This window comes from Rhizobium croatiense, assembly GCF_019793465.1.
Taxonomy (GTDB): Bacteria; Pseudomonadota; Alphaproteobacteria; order Rhizobiales; family Rhizobiaceae; genus Rhizobium; species Rhizobium croatiense.
The window spans coordinates 164,908-177,138 of record NZ_JAILYJ010000008.1; the positions used below are offsets into that span (position 1 = coordinate 164,908).

At 63.3% G+C, this 12,231-nt stretch carries 7 protein-coding genes and 1 riboswitch; of the genes, 1 reads left to right on the top strand and 6 read right to left on the bottom strand.

The features are described from left to right. Positions 1 to 20: 20 nt before the first annotated feature. The 4 genes from cobO to cobU are packed head-to-tail and all read right to left on the bottom strand — an operon-like array spanning position 21 to position 6,277. Complete coding sequence (cobO, locus tag K6M89_RS15150; protein WP_222139982.1) at positions 21 to 656, bottom strand: cob(I)yrinic acid a,c-diamide adenosyltransferase; 636 nt, start codon at positions 654 to 656, stop codon at positions 21 to 23. Next, the gene (gene cobN / locus K6M89_RS15155) at positions 653 to 4,696 is read right to left on the bottom strand and encodes a cobaltochelatase subunit CobN (RefSeq protein WP_222139983.1); all 4,044 of its coding nucleotides are present in this window, start codon (positions 4,694 to 4,696) and stop codon (positions 653 to 655) included. The genes cobO and cobN overlap by 4 nt, the downstream gene beginning before the upstream one ends. Positions 4,697 to 4,699: 3 nt before the next feature. Next, positions 4,700 to 5,746: a cobalamin biosynthesis protein CobW gene (gene cobW, locus K6M89_RS15160; protein WP_222139984.1), complete on the bottom strand. Its 1,047-nt coding sequence runs from the start codon at positions 5,744 to 5,746 to the stop codon at positions 4,700 to 4,702. A 6-nt stretch (positions 5,747 to 5,752) separates the two neighbouring features. Next, positions 5,753 to 6,277, bottom strand: coding sequence for a bifunctional adenosylcobinamide kinase/adenosylcobinamide-phosphate guanylyltransferase (cobU, locus tag K6M89_RS15165; protein WP_222139985.1), 525 nt, complete (start codon positions 6,275 to 6,277; stop codon positions 5,753 to 5,755). A 499-nt stretch (positions 6,278 to 6,776) separates the two neighbouring features. Then, positions 6,777 to 6,959, bottom strand: a riboswitch (cobalamin riboswitch). Positions 6,960 to 7,211: 252 nt separating this feature from the next. Between cobU and K6M89_RS15170 the strand changes: the two genes are divergently transcribed. Further along, positions 7,212 to 9,002: a chloride channel protein gene (locus tag K6M89_RS15170; RefSeq protein ID WP_222139986.1), complete on the top strand. Its 1,791-nt coding sequence runs from the start codon at positions 7,212 to 7,214 to the stop codon at positions 9,000 to 9,002. A gap of 4 nt (positions 9,003 to 9,006) precedes the next feature. Here K6M89_RS15170 and K6M89_RS15175 read toward each other — a convergent pair whose 3' ends face one another. Together K6M89_RS15175 and K6M89_RS15180 are read right to left on the bottom strand one after the other, a co-directional pair. Then, positions 9,007 to 10,233, bottom strand: coding sequence for an adenylate/guanylate cyclase domain-containing protein (locus K6M89_RS15175; RefSeq protein WP_438826585.1), 1,227 nt, complete (start codon positions 10,231 to 10,233; stop codon positions 9,007 to 9,009). Between the two features lie 134 nt (positions 10,234 to 10,367). Beyond that, positions 10,368 to 11,822: a cobyric acid synthase gene (locus tag K6M89_RS15180; RefSeq protein WP_222139987.1), complete on the bottom strand. Its 1,455-nt coding sequence runs from the start codon at positions 11,820 to 11,822 to the stop codon at positions 10,368 to 10,370. Positions 11,823 to 12,231 lie beyond the last annotated feature (409 nt).

Here is a 12,231-nt window from a genome sequence, read left to right on the forward strand (position 1 = left end):
CGCCGAACCCTCCTAGCGCCTCAGAACTCGACGCCTGCCTGGCCCTTGATCCCCGAGCGGAAGGGATGCTTGATAAGCTCCATCTCGGTCACCAGATCGGCAATCTCGATCAGCTCATCCTTGGCGTTGCGCCCCGTCAGCACGACATGCGTCATGTGGGGCTTCTCTGCTTTCAGGAACGCCACCACCTCGCTGACATCGAGATAGTCGTAGCGCAGTGCGATGTTGATCTCGTCGAGCAACACCATCGAATTGCGCTCGTCGCGGATCAGCTCCTTGGCCTTTTCCCAGGCGGCTGAGGCGGCTGCAACGTCGCGGGCGCGGTCCTGCGTTTCCCAGGTAAAACCCTCGCCCATCGTGTGGAACTGGCAGATGTCGGAGAAATGCTTCTCGATCAGATCGCGTTCGCCGGTCCACATCGCCCCTTTGATGAACTGGACAACGGCCGATGGCTTGCCGTGGGCGATATGGCGGAAGATCATGCCGAACGCGGCCGACGACTTCCCCTTGCCCTTGCCGGTATGGACGATGATCAGGCCCTTGCCGTCCGTCTTTGTCGCCATGATCTTGTCGCGTGCAGCCTTCTTCTTCGCCATCTTCTCGGCGTGGCGCGCATCATCCTTGGCCGCTTCGTTTTCCGGAGTTTCGTCGTTCATCGGTGCACCTCATTCAGTTGCGTGGCGGCCAGGTCGAACCGGGCCGAATTGCTGCGCGGCGTCCAGAACTCGCGGTCGATCGCTTCGCGCATCCGCTCCTTCATCTCATCGAATGCCGCAGGGTTCTTCTCGACCATGAAATCGCGCACGGCGGGATCGGCGATGAAAGCCTGATAGACCGCTTCGAAATGGTGCGCGCCGACTGCCCCCGTCGTCGCCGCGAAGGCGAAGAGATAATCGACCGTCGCCGCAATCTCGGCCGCCCCCTTGTAGCCGTGGCGCATGACGCCGGATATCCATTTCGGATTGACCGCGCGCCCGCGCACCACCCGGCCGATCTCTTCCTCCAGCGAACGGATCACCGGCCGCTCGGGTCTCGAATGATCATTATGATAGATTGCGGGACGCGCGCCGCTAAGCGACTCGGCCGCAGCTGCCATACCACCCTCGAACTGGTAGTAGTCGTCGCTGTCGAGCAGGTCATGCTCGCGGTTGTCCTGGTTCTGAATGACGGCTTGCACCGATCGTAGCCGCTCCTCGAACAAGCCGCGTTCGGCCTTGCCCTCCTCGCCGGCGCCATAGGCATAACTTCCCCAGACGAGATAGGCCTCGGCGAGATCGGCGCGCCGCTCCCAGCCCTTTTCGTCGATCAGCGCCTGCAACCCGGCGCCGTAAGCGGCGGGTTTCGAGCCGAAGACCCGATAACCCGCCCGCCGTTTCGCCGAGGCGGCGTCGAGACCGGCGGCAGCAAGCCTTGCCGCTTCGCCGCGCATGCGCGCTGCAACCGGATTGTCGGAATCGTCCTCTTCGAGCGCGCCAACGGCGCGAACCGCCTTGTCGAACAAGGCGATCTGCTCGGGAAAAGCGTCGCGAAAGAAGCCGGAAATCCTCAGCGTCACGTCGACACGCGGCCGCCCAAGCACTGCCTGCGGTATGATCTCATAACCGGTGACCCGCCGCGAGCTCATATCCCAGAGCGGTTTGACGCCGATCAGCGCCAGCGCCTGAGCGATATCGTCGCCGCCGGTGCGCATGTTCGACGTGCCCCAAGCCGTCAGGCCGAATGTATCAGGCCATTCGCCATGATCTTGCACGTAGCGGCGTATCAGCAGTTCTGCCGATTTCCTGCCAAGTTCGTAAGCCGCCGGCGTCGGCACCGCGCGGCTGTCGACCGAATAGAAATTGCGGCCTGTCGGCAGCACATCGGGCCGCCCGCGCGTCGGCGCACCGGAGGGACCGGGGGCCACGAAGTGGCCGTCGAGGCCGGCAAGCAGGCCGGATATCTCCGCCGGGCCGCAGGCAAGAATCGAGGGCTTAAGACGGGTCTCGATCTCGGAGAGCACCGCCTGCGTCGCCGTCCATTCCGCGGGGCAGGCAATCTCCCCGGAGACGAGCCTGGCCGCGAGCAGTTCGATGCGCTCGACCGTGTCGCCGTTGGTGCGCCAGAGGGTGTCCAGGAGGTCGGCCAGGATTGGTGGACGTGGGCCGGCCCAGGCAACGGCCATGTCGCAGTCGAGAGGGTCAAAAGAAGACCCCTCCCCAACCCCTCCCCACAGGTGGGAGGGGCTTGCTGGGCGCGCTGTCTCGTCATCGACTTTGATCTCAGAGGTAACCGCGCGCTCAACGGTAAGTCCCTCCCCCTTGTGGGGAGGGGTTGGGGAGGGGTTTTCCAACACATCCCCAGCAATCGCCCGCTGCAAACTCTCATCCCCGCCCTCACCCAGCCCGCGCGGCACCCGTGCCAGCGCAACGGTCAAATCCGTCAGCAACCGCCCCTCGGGCGACACCCCGAACACATGCAGCCCGTCGCGGATCTGCATTTCCTTGAGGTCGCAGAGATAGGCGTCGAGCTTCTTCAGCGCCTGGTCTTCGCTTTCGCCGCTGATTATGTCGGCATCCCGGTCGAGGCCGATATCGGTGACAAGATCGAGAATCTGCCGGCTGAGCAGCCGGATGCGGCGCGGGTCGCCGACGGAAGCCTCGTAATATTCGTCGACCAGCGCTTCCAGATCCTTGAGCGGTCCATAGCTCTCGGCCCGCGTCAAAGGCGGCGTCAGGTGATCGATGATGACGGCGGCAGCCCGCCGCTTGGCCTGTGTGCCCTCGCCCGGATCGTTGACGATGAAGGGATAAAGATGCGGCAGCGGTCCGAGGATGGCCTCGGGATAACAGTTCTCCGACAGCGCCAGCGCCTTGCCCGGCATCCATTCGAGATTGCCGTGTTTGCCCATGTGGATGACGGCGTCGGCGCCGAATTCGCGGCGCAGGAAAGCGTAGAAGGCAAGATAACCGTGTGGCGGCACGAGGTCCGGCGAATGGTAGCTTTCTTTCGGATCGATGTTATAGCCGCGCGCCGGCTGAATGCCGACGAGAACGCCGCCAAAGCGGGCGAAAGGCAGAGCGAAGACGCCCTCGCGAAAATACGGATCGTTCTCGGGATCGCCCCAGCGAGCCCTCACCTCATCCTGAATCTGATTGGGAAGAGACGCCAGGAAGCTGTTGTAACGTCTGAGGGATAACGTCTCGCGGATCACTCGGCCGTCATGCCCTGAATTGGTCGGCCCCTGCATCAAATGCTGGATCAGCGCGTCGCCGTCGGCCGGAATATCGGCGGCCGGATAACCCGCTGCTTCCATCGCCCGCAGCACCTCGATGCTGCCGGCCGGCGTATCCAAGCCAACCCCGTTGCCGAGCCGGCCGTCGCGATTCGGATAATTCGCCATGACAAGGGCGATGCGCCGGTCATGCGCCGGCGTGGCGCGCAGCCGCGCCCAATTGGCGGCGAGTTCCGCCGTATAGCGCACCCGGCCAGCGTCCGGTTCGCTGGCGACGATGTTCGTCTCGACCGCCGCATCGTAACGCGCCGCCGTCTTGAAGGAGACCGCCCGCGCCAGCACCCGGCCGTCGACCTCGGGCAGCGCCACGTTCATGCCGAGATCGCGCGCCGACAGGCCTTGCGAGGAGGCCGCCCACGCCTCCCGCGACGAGGCCGACAGGATCGCCTGTAGCACGACCGCGCCATTCGCCTCCAGCACCGTCGGCTGCCGATCGGCGCCGGGCGCCGAGACGGCGAAGCCGGTCGTGTTGATCACGACATCGGGTTTCAGCGCCGAAAATACGCTTTCGAGAATGCCTGTGGAGACAGGATCCTTGAGGCTATAGGCAAATACCGGCAGCGGCCGGAGACCAAGTGCCTGCAAGGCTTCGATTATCACTTCGATGGGGCGGGTTTCGCCGCTTTGGACGAGGGCGCGGTAGAAGCTAATGGCGACGATGGGGGATGTTGTGGGTTCGAGTTCCACCTTCTCCGCCGAGCTTGCGATACCCCCCTCTGTCCTGCCGGACATCTCCCCCCTTGTGGGGGGTCCGAAGGACGGGTCGAGACCGGCGGCTTGTCCCCGGTAGTCCGGCAGGACAGAGGGGGGTATCCTACGCTCGACCGACAAAGGTGGCGAACCGGCAACCTGCCGCCACTCGTCCACCCCGATCAGCCCCCGCCCCGGCCACCAGATGCCGGCCTTCATCAAAGGCACCGCCGGCGCCGGCTTCTGCGCACCCGACAGCATCGCTCCGGCATAATCGAGAAAGGCGCGCGCATTGGCATCGCCACCCTCGATCAGATAGCCCAAGAGCGCATTCAGATCCGCAAGCGCCACATTGGAAAACGACGTCAGGCCCGCATCCGGTCTGGCATCGCCCGGCAGCACGGCAATCAGCGCGCCGACGCGGGACGCTGCCGCATGCAGGGCCTCCAGCGCATAATGGAAATAGCTGGCGCCGCCGAGTGCGCGCACGATGATGAGCTTCGCATGCCGTGCCGTGCGCTCGACATAGGTATCGACCGACATCGGATGCTTGAGGCTCATAAGGCTGGCGAGCCTCAGCGACTGCGGCCCACCGCAGGCGCGATGGGCGGCCGCGATCGCCGCAAGCTCGCTGTCGGCCGCCGACAGGAACAGGATCTCGCCCGGCGTCTGCCCGAGGTCGATTGCCTCCTCGCCGTCGCTGATCGTTCCCTGCTGGGCCAGAAGCAGATGCATCGGTTAAGCCATCGCCTCGATCGCCGTTCTCACGGCAACCTCATCCATCTCATGCAGGCCGATGACGACGAGGCGCGTGGCGCGCCTTTCATCAGCTGCCCAGGCACGATCGAAATAATGATCGATGCGGCTGCCGACCGCCTGAAGCTGCAGGCGCATCGGCTTCCCGGAAACGTCGACAAAGCCCTTGAGGCGCAACACGTCGTGGGCAGCGATGATCGTCTTCAGCCGCTCGACGAAGCCGGCAACATCGACGATCGAGCCGAGCTCGACGACGAAGCTGTCGAACTCGTCGTGATCGTGCGGCGTGCCGTCCTCATGCTCCAGTTCGTGGTGCGACTTGCGGTTGGCCAGATCATTCTCCGTGCCGATACCGAGGCCGAGCAGGATGCCGGCCGGCACCTCGCCGTTTCTCGCCTCGATCATCACGGGCTTGCGCTGGGTGCGGGAAGCGACCTCGTCGCGCACGCGGCCGAGGCCCGCCACATCGACCAGGTCGGTCTTGTTGAGCACGATCAGATCGGCGCAGGTCAGCTGATCCTCGAAAAGCTCCTCGATCGGGCTTTCGTGATCGAGCGATTCATCCTCGCTGCGGGCCGTCACGACGGCATCATGGTCGTCGGCAAAGCGGCCGGCGGCGACAGCAGCGCTGTCGACCACAGTGATGACACCGTCGACGGTCACCTGGGTGCGGATGTCAGGCCAGTTGAAGGCGGCGACCAGGGGCTGCGGCAACGCGAGGCCGGAGGTTTCGATGACGATGTGGTCGGGCCGCTGTTCGCGCTCGAGTAGCTTCGTCATCGTCGGAATGAAATCGTCGGCGACGGTGCAGCAAATGCAGCCATTGGTCAGCTCGATGATGTCGTCCTCGCTGCAGTTTTCGGCGCCGCAGCCCTTCAGCACGTCGCCATCGACGCCGAGATCGCCGAACTCGTTGATGATGAGCGCGATTTTTTTGCCGCCGGCATTGGTGAGCAGGTTGCGGATCATCGTCGTCTTGCCGGCACCGAGAAAGCCGGTGATGACGGTTGCGGGAATCTTCTGGTTCATGAAACTTTAACCCTTCATTTTCAGCGGCAGGCCTGCCGCGATGAAATAGACTACGGCGGCTTTCGCCGCGATCATCTGGTGCAAACGGCCGGCATGATCGCGAAAATCCCGCGCCATGCGATTGTCCGGCACGATGCCGAGCCCGACCTCGTTGGAGACAAAGACCAGCCGCGCCTTTGCTTGCCCCACGAAATCGACGAGCCCTGCAAATTCCGCTGCCATGTCGCGCTCTTCCATCATCAGGTTGGTGACCCAGAGCGTCAGGCAGTCGACCAGCACGATACGGCCGTCGCCGTCGATGGCGGCGAGCTTGCCAACAAGATCGAGCGGCTCCTCATGCGTCGTCCACGACGGGCCGCGGTCGGCCCTGTGCTGCGCAATGCGCGCCTGCATCTCTTCGTCCCACGCCCGGCCGGTCGCGAGGTAGTGACGATCGAGGCCGGTTGCGACGACGAGGTTTTCGGCAAACCGGGATTTGCCGGAGCGTGCGCCGCCGAGGATGAAAATGGTATTGGAGAGAGCGGTAGTCATGCGCAGACGGCCCTTTGACGGGATACTGCCTCCCACCCACCCTCATTCCTGTGCTCGTCACAGGAATCCAGCCGCGGCGCCTCCGCGCCGTGAATGACTTCATGAAATTTTGCAAAGATTTTCCCGCGCCCAAGGACTTGGGCGCACTGGATTCCTGTGACGAGCACAGGAATGAGGGAGGAGAGGAAAATGCCTCCCATATGCGCCACACCAGGGCGCGCCGAATTCATTCGTTCAGCCAAAACAACCTCCGTGCTGGCAGCGGGTCTCTTACCCAGGGTGGGCTTTTCGCCCGGCACGGAAGGCAGGTCTCCTGGCTCGCGGTTATCGGCCGCGATCGGGGCGGACCGGAAAACCGGTCGCCCCTGATCGTGCCAGCGGATCCGCCTCGCCTTCCCGGTTGCATCGGTGAAAAGGTGGACGATTCGTAGAAATAGAGGCGTCCGACCCCGGTTTATCACCATACATTTCCAGTGGCTTTTCCGGCACGTCGCCCGTCCCGCCTGCCTGCACGATTGCAGGCCGCCGGCCGGAGGGCTCGATGCCGGATGGAAGACCCTGACCGCTCTACAGTCGCGGGGTCGGCTGTGATGAAGGCGCCCGGCTTGGGTCCGCCCCGTCACATTCCCTTTTCATCCGGAAGGACAATTGCCGATCCGGAACCATCCATTATGTCAGGATGATCAAGCGACCATCCGTTGAGGGATGGTTAGGCAAGCCAGAGGATAGAGTCAACCGCCGTTGACGACCGAGGCGACGGCCGGGGGACAGGAAGCCTCCAACAACACGACTTACTCTACCGAAAACATCGTCTATTATCAGAGACTTACGTCATAAAAATTTGTCCCGCGCGCCGGCTTTTCGCCGCAATTGCATCGCAAGCGGACAGCACCGCCGCCCTTGACCGGGCCTCTCCCCGCCTAGTTGTCTAGCCATGCTTATGAAATTGGATCGGCGCCGTTTCCGCGCGCTGCGTGTTTTCTTCGACCCGGGACGGCTGCGCGCGCTGACCCGCCGCAGTGAAGTCGGCCTGTCGCTGGCAGGCGCCGTCGTCGGCATCGCCTCGGGGCTTGCAGTCACCGGCATGAGCTACGCTTCCAACGAGCTGCACCAGCTGGTCTTCGGCATCGCCGACACCGAAAGGCTGAGCGCGTCGGTCATCGAGGACAAGATGCTGCTGCTCACCGCGCCGGTCGTCGGCGGCGTTCTGCTCGGCATGCTGCTCCTAGTGCTCGCCAGACGGCGCAAGAAGCCGATGGTCGATCCCATCGAGGCAAATGCGCTGCATGGCGGCCGTCTCTCCCTGACCGACAGTATCATCGTCGCCGTGCAGAACCTGATCTCCAACGGCTTCGGCGCCTCCGTCGGCCTGGAAGCGGGCTATACCCAGCTTGCTGCCGGCATTGCCTCCAAGTTTGGCCTGAAGCTGCAGCTGCGCCGCTCGGACCTGCGCATTCTCGTCGGCTGCGGCGCGGCCGGCGCCATCGCCGCCGCCTTCAACGCGCCGTTGACAGGCGCCTTCTACGCCTTCGAGCTGATCATCGGCACCTATACGATCGTGTCACTGACCCCGGTCGTCGTCTCCGCCCTCGTTTCCACCCTCATCGCGAGATTGCTTGCCGAAGGCGATTTCACCATCGATATCGGCAGCTTCGGCTCGGTCGTGCCGGCCGATTATGTCCCGGCGCTGCTGCTCGGTGTCTTCTGCGCCGGCGTTGGCATTCTTCTCATGCAGGGCGTGGCCTTCGTCGAGGAGCTTGCGCGCAAAAGCTCGATCGCCCCGCCCTTTCGCCCGGCGCTCGGCGGCATCATCGTCGGACTTCTCGCGATGATCTCGCCGCAGGTGCTATCGGCCGGTCACGGCGCACTGCACCTCAACCTTTCCCGCGACGTGACGATCCCGGCCCTGATCAGCCTCTTTCTGCTGAAATCGCTGGCCTCGGCAATTTCGATCGGTTCCGGCTTCAGGGGCGGCCTGTTTTTCGCCTCGCTGTTCATGGGCGCCCTGCTCGGCAAGCTCTTTGCCTATTGCGGTCCCTATTTCGCCGATGCCACGCTGACGCCGGTCATCTATGCCGTGGTCGGGATGAGTTCGCTCGCCGTCGCTGTCATTGGCGGACCGCTGACGATGACCTTCCTGGCGCTCGAGATTACCGGCGATTTTCCGATCACTGCGCTGGTGCTTGCCGCCGTTATCACCTCCTCGCTCGTCGTGCGCTCGACCTTCGGCTATTCCTTCGCCACATGGCGCTTCCATCTGCGCGGCGAAAGCATCCGCAGCGCCCACGACGTCGGCTGGATCCGCAACCTGACGGTGAACAAGCTGATGCGCGCCGACATCAAGACCGCAAAGGCGGGCATCTCCTTGGAGGAGTTCAAGAGGGCCTTCCCGATCGGCTCGACCCAGTGTGTCATTCTCGTCGAGGAGAACGACAAATATGCCGGGCTCGTGCTGGTGCCCGAAATTTACGCCAATCCGACCGATGTCCAGGACGAGAGCCAGACGCTTGCCGATTTCGTGCGCTACCGCAATGATTTCCTGCAGCCGCAGATGAACGCCAGGCAGGCAGCGGCGATCTTCGACAAGAGCGAAAGCGAAGCGCTCGCCGTCGTCAACAATTTGATCGAGCGCAAGGTGGTCGGCCAGCTCAGCGAAAGCCACACGCTGCGCCGCTACAGCGAAGAACTCGACCGCCGCCGCCGCGAGGTATCGGGCGAGATCTGAGCCGCTACGAAGCGGCGCCGGCAAGCCTGAAGACGTCGGCTCTCTTCGAAACGCCGCGCAGCTCGAAAGACCCGAGATAGTCACAGGGCACGGCACAGGTCGCCGCGAAACTCTCCGACAGCAGCAAGTGCTGCTCAAGCATCCCGCACAGCTTTTCCAGCCGCGAAGCCTCGTTGACGGCTCTGCCGATCACCGTGAAGTCCAGCCTGCCGTGAGCGCCGACATTTCCGTAGAAAACCTCGCCGAGATGCAAGACGACATCGATGCCGATATCCGGGCCGCCGTGGCGCGTGCGCTCCCGATTGAGCTCTTCGTTTGCCTTCAGCAGATTCTGGGCAGAAGCCAGCGCCGCCTTGCAGGCCTTTTGCGGGTCCTCGGCCTCTGTTGGAAAGATCGCCAGCACGCTGTCGCCCATGAACTTGAGGATCTCGCCGGAATTTTCCTCGACATGCCGGTCGATCAGCTCGAAATGCTCGTTGAGAAAACCGACGATCTCTGCGGGCTGGTATACCTCGGTCAGCGCGGTGAAATTGCGCAGGTCGGCAATCAGGATGGCGGCATCGATGGAGCCGCCCATTCCCCTGCGGGTTTCCCCCGCAAGGATACGCGCGCTCGTTCTGGCGCCGGTATAGACCGCGAGGATTTCGGTCGCGGTTTTCGAAACCGCGACACGGTAGGCGGCCAACCCCAGAGCCGGCAACAGCTCCTGGATGATCGCCAGATGGTCGTCGGAAAATCCGCCGGGCTCATCGCTGGTGAGCGAAAAGCCCAGTCCGCGTAGCGCAACCTCCTTCGGGAATTCGAAAATGCTGATGACGTGATCCGTGCCGCCGGCAAGCGCGAATTCGTTAAGCTCGGCATACTGGAGCCCCTCGCTTTTCGCCAGATTCCATCGGCCGGTTTTCTCGCCGCGGCTCAAAAGGTGAAAGATCGGCGTCATCTCGAAGCTGCGTTCCGTCTCGCTGCCATGCTCCGCATTCTCGAGAACGATTGCACCACCACGCTCGAAATTGGCGGCGATGCCGCGATACATGGGATGGAGAGAAGGCATTCTGATGCTCGCACGCCAGATCGGAACGCCGGTCGCAATCAGCCGGTCGCATAGACCGGCGACCAGGTCGCCAATATGCTCACAGGTGATTCCCTGCTCGATAAGCCACTGAATATGATCGTTAATTTTTTCAATCTCCGAATGAGGTCGACAACCTGAAGGAATCTTTCCGGCCGTCAGGCCTGCGGCCTAAATCGCCGGACAGGGTGATGAAAGAGCGATATCGCGCGCTTCCCATTCATTAGCCTGCTTCCTGTCGCGATGCTACTCCCGGTCGAGTGAAAGTGATGCGCAATTCGGCCGCACCGCTGCGGCTAACCGAGCAGCCCCGCCAGCCAGTGCGGATCGAGGTGCCGTTCCAATTCCCCGGCGATCTCGTCGAGCGCCTGCTCGACGCTGTCACGGTAATTCCGCCGCTCGCCGGATAGGCCGAAGCTCTGAAGCAGCCGGGCGCGGTAGGCGTCGCTGCCGAAGAGCCCATGCAGATAGGTGCCCATGATCCGCCCGTCGGCCGACAGCGCTCCGTCGGGCACGCCGTCGACGATCGCCGAGGGCCGGACGCAATCCGGGCCGCGGGTGACGCCGAGATGGATCTGGTAGCCGGCGAGCGATACGTCATATTCGGTCGAACGGGCCTGGCTGTTGCGCACGGTCTTCTCAGGCGCCATCTCGGTCTCGACGTCGAGCAGCGCAAGCCCCGCCGCCTCGATCGTCCCGCCTTCGATGCCGAGCGGATCGCGTACCGTGCGACCAAGCATCTGGTAGCCGCCGCAAATGCCGATCACCCGGCCACCGCGCCGGACATGCGCCGCAAGATCGCGGTCCCAACCTTGAACCCTGAGATCGGCGAGATCCGAAATCGTCGATTTCGAGCCGGGAAGAATGACCAAGCTCGCATCGACTGGCAGCCGCTCGCCTGATCGCACGAAGACCAGTTCGACATCCGGCTCCGCACTGAGCGGATCGAGATCGTCGAAATTGGCAATGCGCGGCAGCATCGGCACGGCGATTTTCAGCGCCCCCGTCCCGCTCCTCACCAGCCGTTCGAGCACGACCGAATCTTCGGCCGGCAGGCGCGCGGCATCCGGCAGCCACGGCACGATGCCGAAGCAGGGCCAGCCGGTGAAGCCTTGGATGGCGCGGGTGCCATCGGTAAACAACGAGACGTCGCCGCGGAACTTGTTGATGATATAGCCGGCGATCATCGCTCGATCGCCTCCGTCGAGAATCGCATGCGTGCCGACCAGCGAGGCGATGACGCCACCGCGGTCGATATCGCCGACGAGCACGACGGGCACGCCCGCCTTCGTCGCAAAGCCCATATTGGCGATATCGCCGGCTCTGAGATTGATTTCGGCCGGCGAGCCGGCGCCCTCGACGACGACGAGGTCGGCTCCGGCAGCCACTGCTTCGAAGCTCTCGAGCACGGCGCCGAGCAATCGCGGCTTCAACCGCTGATAATCCCGCCCCTTCGCCTGTCCGAACACACTGCCCTGCACGATGATCTGGCTGCCGTTTTCCGATTGCGGCTTGAGCAGCACCGGATTCATATGCACCGAGGACGGCGTGCGGGCGGCCAACGACTGCAGCCATTGCGCCCGGCCGATCTCGCCGCCGTCGTCGGCAACCGCCGCATTGTTCGACATGTTCTGAGGCTTGAACGGCCGGACCGCCAGTCCACGATTGGCCGCCAGCCGACAAAGACCCGCGACCAGCACCGTCTTGCCGACATCCGAGCCGGTTCCCTGCAGCATGATCGCTCTTGCCATGGCCGTCGCCTTTCGTTGAGGCGAGGCCTACAACGGCCGCCGATCCCGGGTCAAGGCTGGCCCCGATCAAGGCTTGAGCAGGTCAAGACTTGAGCGAGGTCAAGACTTGGCATGTCCCCGCAAAAACGCGAAAACCGCGCATGGCCTTGGCTCTGCGCGGTTTGCCGAAAACTCAGGCGTCTTCGCCCCTACACGGCGAAGCTCGCTCTCTCCGGTACGCACTACCTGAACCGGAGAAGCAGCGGTTGTTCCGGCTGCGACCTCACTGATAACGGCACATTCTTACCGGAGAGTTATTGAAGGCTTACGCAAATGTTAATTTTGACTTTTTTCAGCAGTCCAAGCGAATTTTCTTCCGAAAACCGTTCGGTGATCGCTAGTCCATCGGCGGCGCCAATTTCGGGCCATC